17 protein-coding genes and 1 pseudogene are annotated in these 15,346 nt (G+C 72.8%); 9 read left to right on the top strand and 9 right to left on the bottom strand.

The genetic code is table 11. From position 1 onward, the window contains the following. Positions 1–65 precede the first annotated feature (65 nt). The 3 genes and pseudogenes from ACFY0D_RS25600 to ACFY0D_RS25590 all read right to left on the bottom strand — a co-directional run. Positions 66–431: pseudogene (locus ACFY0D_RS25600) on the bottom strand (alpha/beta fold hydrolase); the annotation flags it as partial. A gap of 17 nt (positions 432–448) precedes the next feature. Further along, a complete protein-coding gene (locus ACFY0D_RS25595; RefSeq protein ID WP_390800383.1) occupies positions 449–835 on the bottom strand; it encodes a DUF1048 domain-containing protein in 387 nt (128 codons plus the stop codon). A gap of 2 nt (positions 836–837) precedes the next feature. Next, the gene (locus tag ACFY0D_RS25590; protein ID WP_390800382.1) at positions 838–1,167 is read right to left on the bottom strand and encodes a PadR family transcriptional regulator; all 330 of its coding nucleotides are present in this window, start codon (positions 1,165–1,167) and stop codon (positions 838–840) included. A gap of 186 nt (positions 1,168–1,353) precedes the next feature. On the opposite strand from ACFY0D_RS25590, the gene ACFY0D_RS25585 reads away from it, so the two are divergent. The 3 genes from ACFY0D_RS25585 to ACFY0D_RS25575 are packed head-to-tail and all read left to right on the top strand — an operon-like array spanning position 1,354 to position 3,688. Next, positions 1,354–1,761, top strand: a complete 408-nt coding sequence (locus ACFY0D_RS25585; RefSeq protein WP_390800381.1) for a GntR family transcriptional regulator — start codon at positions 1,354–1,356, stop codon at positions 1,759–1,761. Further along, positions 1,758–2,657 (top strand): ABC transporter ATP-binding protein, encoded by a 900-nt coding sequence (locus ACFY0D_RS25580; RefSeq protein ID WP_390800380.1) that lies wholly within the window; start codon positions 1,758–1,760, stop codon positions 2,655–2,657. The genes ACFY0D_RS25585 and ACFY0D_RS25580 overlap by 4 nt, the downstream gene beginning before the upstream one ends. Beyond that, a complete protein-coding gene (locus ACFY0D_RS25575) occupies positions 2,654–3,688 on the top strand; it encodes an ABC transporter permease (protein WP_390800379.1) in 1,035 nt (344 codons plus the stop codon). Before ACFY0D_RS25580 ends, ACFY0D_RS25575 begins: the two co-directional genes overlap by 4 nt. Positions 3,689–3,759: 71 nt before the next feature. Here the strand turns inward: ACFY0D_RS25575 and ACFY0D_RS25570 are convergent, their stop codons facing one another. Further along, a complete protein-coding gene (locus ACFY0D_RS25570; RefSeq protein ID WP_390800378.1) occupies positions 3,760–4,722 on the bottom strand; it encodes a GlxA family transcriptional regulator in 963 nt (320 codons plus the stop codon). Positions 4,723–4,834: 112 nt separating this feature from the next. On the opposite strand from ACFY0D_RS25570, the gene ACFY0D_RS25565 reads away from it, so the two are divergent. Next, positions 4,835–5,770, top strand: coding sequence for an NAD-dependent epimerase/dehydratase family protein (locus ACFY0D_RS25565; protein ID WP_390800377.1), 936 nt, complete (start codon positions 4,835–4,837; stop codon positions 5,768–5,770). Between the two features lie 255 nt (positions 5,771–6,025). Further along, a complete protein-coding gene (locus ACFY0D_RS25560; protein WP_390800376.1) occupies positions 6,026–7,309 on the top strand; it encodes a DUF1906 domain-containing protein in 1,284 nt (427 codons plus the stop codon). On the opposite strand, the gene ACFY0D_RS25555 is transcribed toward ACFY0D_RS25560, so the two are convergent. Genes ACFY0D_RS25555 through ACFY0D_RS25540 form a run of 4 tightly spaced genes read right to left on the bottom strand, consistent with a single transcriptional unit; the run spans position 7,306 to position 11,299 of the window. After that, positions 7,306–7,812: a pyridoxamine 5'-phosphate oxidase family protein gene (locus ACFY0D_RS25555; protein WP_351159527.1), complete on the bottom strand. Its 507-nt coding sequence runs from the start codon at positions 7,810–7,812 to the stop codon at positions 7,306–7,308. The two genes, ACFY0D_RS25560 and ACFY0D_RS25555, sit on opposite strands and share 4 nt — an antisense overlap. A 35-nt stretch (positions 7,813–7,847) precedes the next feature. Beyond that, a complete protein-coding gene (locus ACFY0D_RS25550) occupies positions 7,848–8,576 on the bottom strand; it encodes a VWA domain-containing protein (protein ID WP_390800375.1) in 729 nt (242 codons plus the stop codon). Positions 8,577–8,606: 30 nt separating this feature from the next. Next, positions 8,607–9,695, bottom strand: a complete 1,089-nt coding sequence (locus ACFY0D_RS25545; protein WP_390800374.1) for an acyl-CoA dehydrogenase family protein — start codon at positions 9,693–9,695, stop codon at positions 8,607–8,609. After that, positions 9,692–11,299, bottom strand: coding sequence for a FadD3 family acyl-CoA ligase (locus ACFY0D_RS25540; RefSeq protein ID WP_390800373.1), 1,608 nt, complete (start codon positions 11,297–11,299; stop codon positions 9,692–9,694). The genes ACFY0D_RS25545 and ACFY0D_RS25540 overlap by 4 nt, the downstream gene beginning before the upstream one ends. 99 nt (positions 11,300–11,398) lie before the next feature. On the opposite strand from ACFY0D_RS25540, the gene ACFY0D_RS25535 reads away from it, so the two are divergent. Next, positions 11,399–11,929 carry a flavin reductase family protein gene (locus ACFY0D_RS25535; RefSeq protein ID WP_390800372.1) on the top strand — a complete coding sequence of 177 codons (531 nt, stop codon included), beginning with the start codon at positions 11,399–11,401 and terminating at the stop codon, positions 11,927–11,929. Here the strand turns inward: ACFY0D_RS25535 and ACFY0D_RS25530 are convergent. After that, positions 11,851–12,435, bottom strand: a complete 585-nt coding sequence (locus ACFY0D_RS25530; protein ID WP_351159516.1) for a PadR family transcriptional regulator — start codon at positions 12,433–12,435, stop codon at positions 11,851–11,853. The genes ACFY0D_RS25535 and ACFY0D_RS25530 overlap by 79 nt on opposite strands. 129 nt (positions 12,436–12,564) lie before the next feature. Here ACFY0D_RS25530 and ACFY0D_RS25525 point away from each other — a divergent pair, with 129 nt between their 5' ends. From ACFY0D_RS25525 to ACFY0D_RS25515, 3 genes are read left to right on the top strand one after another with little or no spacing between them, the layout of a single operon-like run. Further along, complete coding sequence (locus ACFY0D_RS25525; RefSeq protein ID WP_390800371.1) at positions 12,565–13,686, top strand: LLM class flavin-dependent oxidoreductase; 1,122 nt, start codon at positions 12,565–12,567, stop codon at positions 13,684–13,686. Positions 13,687–13,689: 3 nt separating this feature from the next. After that, on the top strand, positions 13,690–14,421 hold the full coding sequence (locus ACFY0D_RS25520) for an SDR family NAD(P)-dependent oxidoreductase (protein ID WP_390800370.1): 732 nt from the start codon (positions 13,690–13,692) through the stop codon (positions 14,419–14,421). Continuing rightward, positions 14,418–15,341 carry an alpha/beta hydrolase gene (locus ACFY0D_RS25515; protein WP_390800369.1) on the top strand — a complete coding sequence of 308 codons (924 nt, stop codon included), beginning with the start codon at positions 14,418–14,420 and terminating at the stop codon, positions 15,339–15,341. The genes ACFY0D_RS25520 and ACFY0D_RS25515 overlap by 4 nt, the downstream gene beginning before the upstream one ends. The last annotated feature ends 5 nt before the right edge of the window (positions 15,342–15,346 follow it).

Below are 15,346 nucleotides of genomic sequence, written 5' to 3'. Positions count from 1 at the left end.
GGCATGAGCGGGCCCATCCGCCTGAAGAACCTGCGGATCCCCCGCTCCATCTCCTCGGTGAGCCAGTCGTACGGTTGGGCGCCGTCCACCAGGACCGCACCGAGGGCGCGGTCCGGATTGCGGCTCGCCCAGTGGGCTCCGACGAACGCCCCGTAGGACCAGCCCACCACCAGCGCCCGGTCCACGTCCCTGGCCGCGAGCACGGCGTCGACGTCCCGGACGGCCGCCTCGAAGGAGTAGTCGGCCGAGCGCTTCGACTTCCTGCCGCGGGCCCGCTCGTCGTAGGTGATGTGCCGCCACCGGGGCCCCAGGTCGGCGATGACCCGCCGCCAGTACCCCTGGGTGGCGAAGTGGCCGTTGAGGTAGACCACGGGCGTGCCGGGGCCTCCGGTGTCGGTGACGGCCAGGGCCGTGTCGTCGACCGGCACCATGCCGGTCCATAAGGCCGTCATGCCGTGCCCCCGGCCGTGTCCTCGGCCTCCTCGGCGCGGGTGAGGGCTTCGGTCAGTTGCTTCTTCGCGCGGGCGGGGACGTAGCCACCCTCCGAGTAGTTCTGGGCGAACGCGTCGGCGAACTCCACCGGGTCCTCCCCGACGATCTCGCGTATCGGCGTTCCGTCCGCCGCGGCCTGCTCGAAGAGGTCGGCGAGGTCTTCGAACATCGACGCGTTGCTGTCGCCGTCGGCCGGCACGAAGTGCATCAGGTACCGCTCGATCGCCTCGACCGCCGTGCGCCGGCTCTCGGGGAGCTCCTTGACGCGCGCCTTGTACGCCCTCCAGCGCTTCTTCGGTCCGATCACCTTCGCGATGAAACCGCTCTTCTCACCATCGGACATGGTTACTCGCCCCCTTCGCGGAGCTGGTCCAGTCGTTCCGTGAGGAAGCTCCAGGTCCTCCAGAACTCTTCGAGGTACTCCCGCCCCTCGGGGTTGAGGGAGTACACCTTGCGCGGCGGCCCCTTCTCGGAAGGGACCTTCTCCACGTCGACGAGACCGCGCTTCTCGACCCTGACGAGCAGCGCGTAGATGGTCCCTTCGGCGATGTCGGAGAACCCCTGCTCCCGCAGCCATGCCGTGATCTCGTAGCCGTACGCGGGCCGGCCGGACAGGGTCGCGAGGACGATGCCCTCCAGCGTGCCCTTGAGCATTTCCGTCAGCAGTTTGGGCATGGAACACCTCCTCCCTGAGCTATTCGGTGTTGCTGAGTACTGGTACACCGTAACGCTGACTACCGGTACCTAGCAAGAGTGAATAGCCCGGAGGGCTGGCAACTCCGCTCCCTCGGACGGTGGTTGACAGTCGCCACATACGTAGAGTCCTATAGTGCTAGGAAGCTAGATGAATAGAGGAGGACAGTGATCGAGTTTCACCTCGATGCCCGGTCCGGCGTCGCTCCGTACATGCAGCTCGTCCACCAGGTGCGTCAGGCACTGCGATTGGGGCTGCTGTCCGAGGGGGACCGGCTGCCGACCGTCAAGGACGTCGCGGTCAGCGTGGCGATCAACCCGAACACCGTGCTCAAGGCCTACCGGGAGCTCGAATACGAGGGCCTGGTCGCGAAGAAGCCCGGGGTCGGCACGTTCATCTCCGGCACGCTCAGCGACGACTCGCTCTCCGAGCACGAGCCGCTGCGCCGGGAGTTGCAGCTGTGGCTCGACAAGGCACGAGCCGCCGGGCTGGGCGAGGAAAGCATCGAGGCCCTGTTCCTGAGCACCTTCCGCGCCCGGACCGGCACGGACCCGCACATCGAAGAGGAGAAATGACCGCAACCGCAATATTGGAAGCCCGCGCGCTGGGCAAGCGGTACGGCCGCAAAGAGGCGCTGAGCGACTGCACCCTGAGCGTGCCGTCCGGGCGGGTCGTCGGCCTGGTCGGGCCCAACGGGGCCGGAAAGTCCACCCTGTTGCAGCTGGCCTGCGGCCTGATCGGCCCGACCTCCGGCACCATCGAGGTGCTCGGCGGCCGGCCCGCCTCCGGGCCCGAGCAACTCGCCAAGGTCGGGTTCGTCGCCCAGGACACGCCCACGTACGCCGGGCTGTCCATCGCCGACCACCTGAAGCTGGGCGCCCGGCTCAACCCGGGCTGGGACGCACAGCTGGCGGGAGACCGGATCCGGCAGCTCGGCCTGGACCCCGCTCAGAAGGCGGGCAAGCTCTCCGGCGGCCAGCGCGCCCAGGTGGCCCTGACCCTCGCCGTCGCCAAACGGCCCGAGCTGCTGATCCTCGACGAGCCCGTCGCCGCCCTGGACCCGCTGGCCCGGCGGGAGTTCCTGCAGAGCCTGATGGAGGTCGTGGCCGAACACGGCACCACCGTCGTGCTCTCCTCGCACCTGGTGTCCGACCTGGAACGGGTCTGCGACCACCTGATCTCGCTGGTCGCCTCCCGGGTCCAGGTCGCGGGCGACGTCGACGACCTGCTCGCCACCCACTTCCGGCTCACCACCGCCCGCCGCGAGGCGGCCACCCTGCCCCGGGACATGCAGGTCATCCAGGAGACCCACACCGAGCGGCAGAGCACCTTCATCGTGCGCGCCGACAAGGCGCTCCAGGACCCCTCCTGGGTCATGGAGCCGCTCGACCTGGAGGACCTCGTCCTCACCTACATGAGTCAGGCCACGGCCGGGCCCGGCCCCCGACCCACCCGGGAGAACCAGCGATGATCTGGCTGACCTGGCGCCAGTACCGCGTCCAGACCCTCGCCGCGCTCGCCGTCCTGGCCGCGATCGCGATATTCCTCGTCGTCACCGGCCTCCGGATGCGCGAGGTCTACGACAGCACCGTCGCCGGCTGCGGCAGCGACTGCGAATCGGCGAAGAACGCCCTGGTCGTCGAGTACCAGACCCTGACCTACTACGTCACGAGCCTGCTGCTCGCCGCACCCGGCATCATCGGGATCTTCTGGGGCGCCCCGCTGATCGCCCGTGAACTGGAGACCGGCACCCACCGGCTCATCTGGAACCAGAGCATCACCCGGGGCCGCTGGCTCCTGGTCAAGCTCGGGGCCGTCGGCCTGATCGCCGTCGCCGTCACCGGGGTGCTCAGCCTCCTGGTGACCTGGTGGGCGAGTCCCATCGACCGGGTCAACCTGGACCGGTTCACCGCCCTCATGTTCAGCGGCCGCGGGATCGTCCCCCTCGGCTACGCGGCGTTCGCCTTCACCCTCGGCGCCGCCGCCGGACTGCTGATCCGGCGCACCGTGCCCGCGATGGCCGCGACCCTCGTCGCCTTCCTCGCGGTCCAGATCCTCGTGCCCTTCGCGATCCGCCCGCACTTCGTGACGCCGGAGCACACCGATGTCGCGCTCAGCTCCCTCGTGATGGCGCCGGTCGGAGGCGGCGAGGAGTCCGGTGCGATGAAGGGCGGCTGGAACGGGAACCACATCCAGCTGAAGGGCTCCGGGGACGATGCCCACCTGCGGATCGGGGTCCTCAGGCCCGGCGTCTGGGTCGTGTCCGATCTCGGCAGGGTGCTCGACCCCTCCGGCCAGGAGGTCCGCGGCGCCGAGGGCTGCGCGGAACCCAGGACCGACCCCTTCGAGTGCTTCGCCACCTCGAAGCACCACATCGAGGTCGACTACCAGCCCGCCGACCGCTACTGGACCTTCCAGTGGATCGAGACCGGGATCTTCCTCGCGCTCTCCGGCCTGCTCGCCGGGTTCTGCTCCTGGTGGCTGCGCCGCCGGGCGGCCTGACCCGGGCGAGGGGACGAGGGGATGAGGGGCGGCCGAAGCCAACGCAACTGGCTTCGGCCGCTCCCTCGACTCTACGGCCGCCGCGCCCGCGCCGTGGCGCGGTAGGTGCTCGGGGTCAGGCCCGTGTGACGGGACAGGTGGGTCCGGAGGGAGTCCGCCGTGCCGAGGCCGCTGCGGGCGGCCACCTGGTCCATCGGGAGGGTGGTGGTCTCCAGGATCTCGCAGGCGCGGTCCAGCCGCTGGTGCAGCAGCCACTGGAGGGGGCTGAGGCCCGTTTCGGCGCGGAAGCGGCGGGTCAGGGTCCGGGTGCTCGTGCCCGCGTGCCGGGCCAGCTCGGCCAGGGTCGTCGGCTCGTGCAGGCGGGCCAGCGCCCAGGCGCGGGTGGCCGCCAGGGAGGTGCCGCGCTCGGGCGGGAGCGGGGTCTCGATGAACTGGGCCTGGCCGCCCGGCCGTACGGGGGCCGCCACGACCAGACGGGCCGTGGTGTTCGCGACGGCGGCGCCGTAGTCGCGGCGCACCAGGTGCAGGCACAGGTCGATCCCGGCCGACATGCCCGCCGACGTCAGCACCCTGCCGTCCTCGACGAACAGCACGGCGGGCACGAGGTCGACCTCGGGGAAGAGCCGCCCGAATTCCGCGGACGCCGTCCAGAAGGTCGTGGCGCGGCGGCCTTCCAGGAGACCCGCCTGCGCGAGGACGAAGGCGCCCGTGCAGATGGAGGCGATGCGAGCGCCCCGCGCGGCGGCGGCCCGCAGGGCGTCCAGCACCCGGGGGTCGGGGCCCTCCCGGTCGGCCGTCCCCGTCACCATCACCGTGTCGGCCCGCTCCACCGCCTCCAGGCCGTGCGGCACCACCACGTCCGTGCCGTACCGCGCCTGCACCACGCCGGGGACGAGCGTGCAGACCGTCACCTCGTACGCAGGCTGCTCACCGACGGTCGTCGCGCCGAACACCACCCCCGGGATCGACAGGTCGAAGGTGGTGACCGGCGGGCACGCGATGACCGCGACGCGGTGCGGGGCAGTGATCGGCATGGCTCGAATCTCCGGATGGCTGGCATTTAGGCCACTACTGTACGGCCGCGCCCGGGACGAAGGTTGACCTGCAAGCAACAGCAACTCGTCGTACCAGCACAGGAGTACAGCCATGGCCCTGCACGTCATCACGGGCGCCGGTGCGATCGGCACCGCGACCGCACGCCTGCTCGCCGCATCCGGTGAGCGGGTCCGCGTCATCACCCGCAGCGGCGGCGGGCCCGATCTTCCGCTCGTCGAGCGGGTCGCCGCCGACATCACCGACACCGGCCGGCTCGCCGAGCTGCTGCACGGAGCCCGGACCCTCTACAACGCGGCCGCGCCGGCCTACCAGGACTGGCGGACCGCCTTTCCGCCCCTCGCCGCCTCACTGCTCGCCGCCGCCGAACGGACCGGCGCCGGCTACGTGATGCTGGGCAACGTGTACGGGTACGGGCCCGTCGAAGGCCCTCTCACGCCCGACCTGCCCATGAGGCCCAACTCCGACAAGGGACGGGTGCGCGCCGCCATGTGGGAGGAGGCGCTGGCCGCGCACCGGGCCGGGCGGGTCCGGGTCGCCGAGGTGCGCGCCGGCGACTTCCTCGGGGCGAACGTCCTCGGGCTCTTCCCCCTCCTGGCCGTGCCCGCCGTACTGGCCGGCACGGAGGCCGTGCTGCCGGTCGCCCTCGACGCGCCGCACGCCTGGTCCTATGCGGACGACGTCGCGCGGACCCTGATCGCGGTCGGCGGGCGGGACGACGGCTGGGGCCGCGCCTGGCACGTGCCCTCCACCTGCGAACTGTCCCCGAGGGAACTGATGGGGCGGCTGGCCGAAGCCGCCGGCGCGCCGAGCCCGCGGCTCAGGACCACGACGCGGGAGGAGCTCGACGCGGCGGCCGCGGCGGACCCGGTGATGGCCGAGATGCCGGAGATGGCCTACCAGTACGACGGCGAGCTGCGCCTCGACGCCTCCGACACCGAGCGCCTCCTCGGCGTACGGGCCACCGAACTGGACCACGTGCTGAAGGAGTTGATCTCCACCGGGCCGTCGGCGCAGACGGGGCGGTGAGACCGGCGGGCGTGGCTTCCCGGGCCGGCGGCGTACCGGCCGACGGGGCCGAGCCCGATTCGCTCGTGCGGGTGACCCGATGGGGGAGGGCGGGGGACGCTCCTGCCGGGCTCCGGGCGCACGGAGGGAAGGAACGGATCCTCGCGACCCACCCGGCCGGGCCGTGAGGACCGGCCGGCCCCTGGGCCGGACGGAGCATCTGCGGTACCTCTCCGGACAGTTGAGGGGCCCCGCAGTCTGGTACCCATCTGGGTCATGGCCCCCACCCGAACCCTGCTGAGCGGCCTGCTCGGCGCCGCCCTGCTGGTCTCCGCCCAGCCCTCCGCCACCGCCGACGACGGCCGGACCGTCGACTACCACGGTCTGCGCGTCACCCTCCCCGCCGACTGGCGGGTCGTCGACCTCGACCGGAACCCCGACGCGTGCCTGCGCCTCGACCTGCCCACCCTGTACCTCGGTCACGCCGGCACCCAGGCCGAGTGCACCGGCCGGGCCGTCGTCAGCCGCGCCGACACCCTGCACCTCGAACCCCTCGACGGGGCCCCGGAGCGCGCCGACATCCCGACCGTCGCCGTCGACTCCTGGAACGTGCTGCGCGAGGTCCCGCCCCGCTCCGACAGCAACGAGCTGCGCTACGCCCTGCGCCGCGCCCGCGTCATGGCCACCGTCTCCTACGGGGCCACGCCCGACGCCGTACGCGCCGTCCTGGCGCAGGCCCGCGCCATGGCGCCCCCGCCGGGCCCCGCCCCCGTCGTCGCCGTGCCGGCCGCCGGAGGACCGAAGCCCCGCAGCGCCCAGGAACCCTTCAAGGGCGAGGGCTTCGACGCCTGCACCGCCCCCACCCAGAAGGCCATGGACACCTGGCGGGCCGATTCCCCCTTCGGCGCGATCGGCGTCTACATCGGCGGCCGGGCCCGGGCCTGCGCCCAGCCGCGGCTCACGGCCCGCTGGGTGGAACGGCAGGCCGCCGCGGGCTGGCACCTGATGCCGATCTGGGTGGGCCCGCAGCCCTGGCACAACGCCGCCACCGGCCTGTCCACCGACCCCTCCGAGGCCAACGGGCAGGGCCGGGAGGCCGCCGAGGGCGCGGCGGACGCGGCCCGGTCGCTGGGGCTGGCCGAGGGCACGGTGCTCTACAACGACCTGGAGAACTACACGGACCGAGCCACCTGGGACGCCCCGGTCGTGGCTTATCTGACCGCCTGGACGGACCGGCTGCACGAGCTGGGCTTCCGCTCCGCCGCCTACGTGTCGGTGAGCTCCGGGGTCAAGGCGCTGAGCGCCCACTACCACCAGGCCCCCCAGGCCATGCCGGACGTGCTCTGGGCCGCCCGCTGGAACCTGTCGGCCTCCGTCGGCGACGCCGACATGGGCCTGCCGGCGGGCACGGCCCAGTGGGCCGGCCCGCGCCGGGCCCACCAGTTCCGCGGCGACCACGACGCCACCTACGGCGGGATCACCCTCAACATCGACCGCAGCCGGGTGGACGTGAACCCCGCCGCCCTCGGCCCGATCGGCGGCCTGCCCCCGCTCAGCTAGGGCGTCTCCTCGCGCGGCGGTTCGTCGTCGTCGCCCCGGCGCAGGGTGCGCAGGCCGTGCTCCGGGGTCCACGACCGCACCAGCAGCTCGTCGCCCTCCACGCGGACGCGGACGACCTCCGTCAGGTCGGCGTAGAAGAGGTGGAAGGGGTGCGGGGTCGCCGTCTCCTCCGCGTACCGGTGCAGTTCGGGCGGGTCCACGAGCTCCACCGCGCGCCCGGAGATCCGTACGTCCCCGTCCGGCATGTCCTCGCCCGCGCCCGGGTTGGTGTGCAGGGCGAAGCGCGGGTCGTGCTGGAGGTCCCTGGCCTTCATCGAGCCGAACATCATGCCGAGCCACAGCTCCCCGCCCCGGATGTCGACATTCAGCCCGGTCGCGCGGGGGGAGCCGTCCTTGCGCAGGGTGGCCAGGACGTGGTGCGGGTACTGCGCGAAACGGGCCTGGACGGCCGCAGCGAACTCCGGTTCCGCCGTCTCGAAGACTGCCCAGCTGGTATGCGTCATACGTCCATCAAAGCGCGGGTACCGGCGGGCGCAGGTCAGGCGCGCACGATGCCCGCACTCCGCGCCGCCACCAGCCATTCCGGGAACTCCCCGAGCAGGCGGTCGTAGAGCTCGCCGTCCGGCACCCTGCGAGGATCCGCTCCCGCGTGGAAGTAGCCCGCGTTGTCCACGACCCGCATCGCCGGCACCGGTAGCTCGTCGAGCCGCCGCAGGAAGTCGAACTGCGTGCTGCGCGTGTTGCCGAAGCCGACGAACTGCCAGAAGAGCGGCAGCCGGGCCGCCTTGCACAGATACCGTTCCGCCGCGAGCTTGTTGATCGGCCCCCCGTCGGTCTGGAAGACGACCAGGGCGGGGGCCGTCGCCCCCGAGTCCAGGTAGTGGTCGATGACCGCGTCCATCGCCACGTGGTAGGCGGTCCTGCCCATGTGGCCCAGCCGGGAGGCGATCTCGGTGACCCGGCCCTCGTGCGCGGCCAGGGAGATCTCCTCCACCGCGTCGACCTCGGTGGAGAAGAAGACCACCGGCACCCGGCCGTCGTCGTCCAAGTGGGCCGAGAGGCCCAGCACTTGGTCTGCGAGGGCCTGCATGCTGCCGTCCGCGTAGTACGGCTTCATCGACCCGGAGTAGTCCAGCACCAGGTAGACCGCGGCCCGCCCGCCCTCCAAGCCGTACTTGCGCAGGGAGATTCCGGCACTCTTGTAGAGGCTCACGAGCGCCGGAGCCGTCTCCTCCACCTTGCGGAGGTCGATCGCACTGCCCGTCATGGCGCGAGCGTACGGCAGCGAGTGCGCCCGTTAGTCCGTCTCGGTGAAACCGAGGCCGGCCGCCAGCCGTGCCCGGTGCGCGGCCGGCGCGCCGAGCAGGAGGGCGGAGCCGTGGGCCCGCTTGAAGAACTCGTGCGCCTCGTGCTCCCAGGTGATGCCGATGCCGCCGTGCAGCTGGATCATCTCCCCGGCCACGTACGAGAACGCCTGCGAGCATGCCGACTTCGCGGCGGCCGCGAGGTGCGGCGGAGCCTCGGCCGCGGCCGCCGCGCGGGCGAGCGCCCGGGCCGTCTCCACCGCCGTGTGCATGTCGGCGAGCCGGTGCTTGACCGCCTGGAAGGAGCCGATGGGCCGGCCGAACTGGACCCGGTCCTTCGCGTACCGGACCGTCACCTCCAGGGCTCGTGCGGCCGCCCCCACCTGCTCGGCGGCCAGCGCCGTACAGGCCAGGTCGCGGACCCGGGCGAGGACGGCGGCTCCGTCGGGCGAGAGCAGCCGGGCCGGGGTCCGGTCCAGGGTCAGCTCCGCGAGGGGCCGGGTGCGGTCCAGGGTGGAACGTACGGTGAACCCGGCCGGTGCGGCGGTCAGTTCGAACAGGCCGAGCCTCGCGGTGTCGGCAGCCCTGGCGAAGGCCAGCACCAGGCCCGGCTCGGCCGGGCCGGCCGGCACGTACCGCTTGGTTCCGGTGAGCAGCCACCCGGCCCCGGCCGGCTCGGCCGGCTCGGCCCGCGCGGTCAGGCCGGCCGCCTCCCAGCCGGAGGTCTCCGCCCAGGCCAGCGCGCCCACCACCGAGCCCTCGGCCAGCCCCGGCAGGTGCCGGGCACAGGCCGCCGGGTCACCGGCCGCGAGCAGCGCCCCCGCCGTCAGCACGGCCGAGCCCAGATACGGTACGGGGCTCAGCGCGCGGCCCAGTTCCGCCATGACCACCGCGACCTCGGCGGTCCCGCGGCCCAGCCCGCCGTACTCCTGCGGCACGGCCAGCGCGGCCGCGCCCACCTGGGCCGTCAGCGGGGCCCAGGCCGCGTGGCCGGGATGGCGGGCGAGCACCGCCCGTACGGCGTCCCCCAGTTCCGCCAGCTCCTGCGCCTGTACTTGTGCCCGCGTCTTCGCGCCGCTCACGCCGAATCCCCTCGGGCCGCGCGCCGCAGCTCCGTCTTCAGCAGCTTGCCGCCCGCGTTGCGCGGGAGCTCCGGCAGCCGGGTGAAGCGTCGCGGCACCTTGAAATTGGCCAGCCGTTCCCGGGTCCAGACGGTCAGCTCGGCGGCCGTGACCGGGGCGGAGGTGACCACGTAGGCCACACCGACCTCGCCGAGCCGCTCGTCCGGGGCGCCGACGACGGCCGCGTCCGTGATGGCGGGGTGGGTCAGCAGTACGTTCTCCACCTCCGCCGGATAGGCGTTGAAGCCGCCGACCACGTACATGTCCTTCAGCCGGTCGGTGATCGAGAGGTAGCCGCGCGCGTCCAGCACGCCGATGTCCCCGGTGCGCAGCCAGCCGTCGGGCAGGACGGCCTCGGCGGTGGCCGCGGGGTCGTCCAGGTAGCCGGGGGTGACGTGGTAGCCGCGGACCTGCACCTCGCCGGGCTCCCCGGCGGGCAGTGCCTCGCCGAGCGGGGAGGCGATCCGTACCTCGGTGTCCGGCAGCGGCAGTCCGACGGTGTGGGCGACGGTCCAGGCGTCGGCGTCGGTGGGGCAGACGGTGACCACGCCGCCGGACTCCGTCAGTCCGTACGCGGTGAACACGTCGGGGGCGCCGAGCACCTCCCGGATCTCCTCGACGAGGGCGGTGGGCACGGTGGCCGCGCCGGTGCCGGCCAGCCGCAGCGCGGACAGGTCGAAGGCGGCGCGCCCGGGGTGGCGGATCAGGCCGTGGAAGACGGTCGGCGGGCCCATCAGGCAGGACACCCGCTCGGCGGCCATGCGGACCAGGATGCGGTCGGTGTCGTAGACGGCCTCCGGGAGCATGGTCGCCCCGCGCAGCAGGCAGGCGAGGACCCCGGCCTTGTAGCCGAAGGTGTGGAAGAAGGGGTTGACCAGCAGGTAGCGGTCCCCGGGGCGCAGGGTGACCAGCTCGGACCAGGAGGTGTAGAGCCGGATGGTCTGGCCGTGGGTGGTCGTCACGCCTTTGGAGCGCCCGGTGGTGCCGGAGGTGTAGAGGATGTCGCTCAGGTGTTCCGGGCGGATCAGGTCGGCGCGGGCGAGGCGTTCCGCCTCCGTGACGGACGTTCCGGCGGCCAGGTACGCCTCCCAGGACCCGGGCCCCGTGCCGCCGCGCAGGACGACGGTGGACGAGAGCGCCCCGAGGTCCTCGCCCGAGGAGTGCAGGGCATCGGCGTAGTCGGTGCCGAGGAAGCCGCGTTCGGTGAAGAGGACGCGGGCGCCGCTGCGCCGGATGACGTCGGCCGCCTCGGCGGGCTTGTAGCGGGTGTTGACGGGGACGAGGACGGCTCCCGCGCCGGCGGCGCCGAGTGCGCAGGCGATCCACTCGCGGCTGTTGGGGGCCCAGAGTGCCACCCGGTCCCCGGGCCGGATTCCGTGGGCGATGGCGGCGCGGGCGGCCGCCGCGATCTCGGCGGCCAGCCGGACGAAGGTCCAGCGGACCTCGCCGTCGGCGAGTGCCTCGCGCTCCCCGTACGCGGCGGCCGCGTACTCCGGGAGCCGGGCGAGCGTGGCGGGCGGTGGTGGCGGCACCGGCGGTGGCGGCACCGGGGGCGGCGGTGGCATCGGACGGACCCTCCCTGCTTGACGAGCGAGCGTGGGCGGTATCCAATCACACGTGTTTCGGTTAGGCATATACCTAGTAGAAATAATCAGGAGGCCTCCATGACGTCCCTGGACTTGAAGTCCGCCCTGTCCAGCTTCTGTACCGGAGTCGCCGTCATCACGGCACGCCGAGCCGACGGCCGTCCCGCCGGGATGGCCGTGCAGTCCTTCTCATCGGTGTCGCTGGACCCGCCGCTGGTCTGCTTCTGCCCCGCCCGCACCTCGGCCTCCTGGCCGCGGATCGAGGCCGCCGGCGCCTTCGCCGTCAACATCCTGGCCGCCGGCCAGGAGGAGTTGTGCCGCCGGTTCGCCGTCACGGGCGGGGACAAGTTCGCCGGTGTGCCCTGGAGCGCGGGCGGCAACGGCGCGCCCCTGCTCGACGGGGCCCTCGCGAGCGTCGAATGCGATCTGGAGGGCGTGCTGGACGGCGGTGACCACGTCATCGTGCTCGGCCGGGTCACCGCCCTGGCCGCGCACCGCGACGGGCCGCCGCTGCTGTACTTCCGGCGTTCCTACGGCAGCTTGCCGAGCCCTTCGAGCTCGTCGATGTCGGCGAGCATGCCCGCCGCGAGGTCGCGCTCGGAGGCGTAGTACCGCTCGGCCCACTTGAGGGTGAGCGTCGGGTACGCCCAGGCGCTCTCGTCCTTGGCGCCCTCCCCGTCGGCCACCGCGCGACGGCGCATCTTCTCCGCGAACTCCTGGTGCTGGACGAGGACTTCGCGCAACTGCTCCGGCTCCAGCAGGTGACCCAGCCACAGCCGCAGCATCGGCCCGTGCTTGAGGACGGGCGGGTCGACGGGGGCCTCGCGGGCCCACTCCCGTACGGCCGTCATGCCCTCGTCCGTGATCCGGTAGACCCGCTTGTCGCGCGTTCCGGTGTCCTGGGCGACCATCCGCGAGGACGCGTAGCCCGCCTTCTCCAGGCGCTTGAGCTCGCTGTAGATCTGGCTGAACGACGGGCTCCAGTAGAAGAACCGCAGCGACCAGTCCGACCACTTCTTCAGGTCGTAACCGGAGAGCTCCTCTCCGAAGGAGAGCAGCCCGAGCACCGCCCAGCTGGTCGCCGGGAGCGCGCGCTTGTTCGTCTCGTCTGCCACGCAGCGCAGTCTACGACCGGTCCTCGCGGCACCCTTCCCCTTGCACGGTGTGACTGCTAGAAGTATGCCTATTCGAAATATTCATTACTTGACATACGGGCTCGAAGTACTGGATGGAGGGACCTCACCGTGAAGTTCTCGATGATCTTCGAGGCGCAGCTCGCCGACCCCACCCCCGAACGTGAACGCCAGGTCATCCACGACTGCGTCGAACAGGCCGTCCACGCCGAGGAGATGGGCTTCGACCGGATCTGGGCCGTCGAACACCACTCCCTGACCCGGTACGCGCACATGAGCGCCTCCGAGATCTTCCTGACCTGGGTGGCCGCCCGCACGCGCCGGATCCGGATCGGCCACGGCGTCGTCACCATGCCCTTCGGCTACCAGCACCCGGTGCGCGTCGCCGAGCGCGCCGCCATGCTCGACGTGCTCTCCGGCGGCCGCGTCGACATCGGCGCCGGGCGCGGTGCCACCCGCCAGGAGATGTCCATGTACGGGGTCAGGCCCGAGGACACCTACCCGCAGATGGAGGAGGCACTGCGGATCTTCTCCTCGGCCTGGAAGGAGGAGACCTTCGAATGGCACGGCTCCATCGACATCGGCCCCGGTGCGATCCTGCCCCGCCCGGTCCAGGACCCGCACCCGCCGCTGTTCATGGCCTGCTCCAAGCACGACACCCTCAAGCTGGCCGCCGAGCTCGGCATCGGAGCCCTGGTGATGGGCTTCGCCGGCGCCGACGACGTACGCGCCATGCGCAAGGTCTACGACGAGGCCATCGCCACCCGCAGCGGCGAGCGCTTCGTCTCGGCCGAGGTCAACGACCACCTCTCCGCGCTCTGCCCGACCATCGTCCTCGACGACGCCGAGCGGGCCCTGCGGCTGGGCACGCGCGGGCAGCGCTTCTTCGCCGAGTCCATCGCGCACTGGTACGGGAACGGCCCCGAGCCCACCGGGTACGCGGAGGAGGAGGACCACGTGGGGGCGCTGGCCAAGGGCCGGGAGGAGCTCGTCGCCCGGCTGCACGAGGCGAACATCCCCGCCCGGCCCGTCGACACCGGCACCTACAACGCGGAGCACGCGTACGGCAGCGCCGAAACGGCCATCGCCTACGTCGAGCAGCTGCGCGAGATCGGCGTCGACGAGGTGATGTGCCTGATCCAGATGGGCACCGTCCCCCAGGAGGCGTGCATGGAGACCATCCGGCAGTGGGGCGAGAAGGTCATCCCGCACTTCCGCGCGCTGGAGGGCTGAGCCGTGGGGGAGCGGCTCGGCGGAAAGGTCGTCGTGATCACCGGCGCCGGGCGTGGCCAGGGCGCCGCCGAGGCCCGGCTGTGCGCGGAGGCGGGGGCCCGGGTCGTCGTCACCGACGTACGGGAGGACGAGGGCCGGGCGGTGGCCGCCGAACTCGGCGGCCAAGGGCTGTACGTCCGCCACGACGTGGCCGACGCGGCGAGCTGGGCGACGGTGGTGAAGGAGACGATCCGCACCTTCGGGACGGTGTCGGCGCTGGTCAACAACGCGGCCCTGTGGCGCACCGCCCACGTGGAACAGCAGCGGCTGGAGGACTTCGAAGCGCTCCTGCGGGTCAACCTGCTCGGCCCGTTCCTCGGCATCCAGGCGGTCGCGCCGCTGCTGCGGGCGGGCGGGGGCGGCTCGGTCGTCAACATCTCCTCCACCGCCGGACTGGTCGGGATACCGGGCCACGCCGCCTACGGATCCACCAAGTTCGGGCTGCGCGGACTGACCCGGTCGGCGGCGCTCGACCTCGCCGGGGACCGGATCCGGGTCAACTCGGTGCACCCGGGGGCCGTCGACACCCCGATGGTGGCCGAGGCGGTGGCGGGCCGGGACTGGTCGCACGTACCGCTGGGGCGCATCGGCCGCCCGGAGGAGGTCGCGGAGCTGGTCCTCTTCCTCTGTTCGGACGCGTCCTCGTACGTGACGGGCAGCGAGTTCACCGTGGACGGGGGGATGACGACGGCATGAGCGACCTCCGTGCACCCGACCCCCTCGCACCGCAGGCCAGGCGGCTGTGCGACGCGATGGCCGCCGGCTTCCCGGGGCCGGGCGACATCCGCGCGCTGCGGGCGGCCGCGGCGACCGGGTCCGGCCGCGAGGGCCCGGCCGTGGCCTCGGTGTGCGACGCCGTCGCGGGCGGGGTCCCGGTCCGCATCTACGATCCCGCGCCCGGCCGGTCCGGCCGGCCCCTGGTCGTCTTCCTGCACGGCGGCGGCTGGGTGATGTGCGGTCTGGACAGCCACGACGCGACCTGCCGCTCCCTGGCCGTGGCCGCGGGAGCGGTGGTCGTCTCGGCGGACTACCGGCTGGCCCCGGAACACCCCTGGCCGGCGGCGCCGGACGACGCGCTCACCGTCCTGCTCTGGGCCCGGGACCGGGCCCGGGCGCTCGGCTGCGACCCCGGCCGGGTGGTGCTGGCGGGGGACTCCAGCGGCGGCAACCTCGCGGCCGTGACGGCCCTGCGCGCGCCCGAACTCGTAGCGGGACAGGTGCTGTTCTATCCACCGCTGGACGCCCGGATGGACTCCGCCTCCGTGGAGACGTACGCGGAGGGCTACTTCCACACCGCCGCCCACATGGCCTGGTACTGGGACCAGTACGGCGGCGATCCGGAGCACCCGCACGTCTCGCCGCTGCGCGCCCCCGACCTGTCGGGCCTGCCGCCCGCCCTGATCGTCCTCGCCGACTGCGACGTGCTGCGCGACGAGGGGCTCGCGTACGCCCGCCGGCTGGCGGCGGCCGGCGTCGACTGCACGCTCCAGCTCCACCCGGGCGTCTTCCACGGGTTCCTGGGCCTGCCGCTTCCGGCGGGCGCCGCCGCGCTCCGGGCGGCCGCGGCCTGGGTGGCGGGGGTGGGAAGGGCGGGGTCGCCGGGCTCCCAGGCATGATGTGT

Source organism: Streptomyces sp. NPDC001502 (genome assembly GCF_042894785.1).
GTDB lineage: Bacteria > Actinomycetota > Actinomycetes > Streptomycetales > Streptomycetaceae > Streptomyces > Streptomyces kutzneri.
This window is presented reverse-complemented; position numbering and strand designations above follow the sequence as displayed.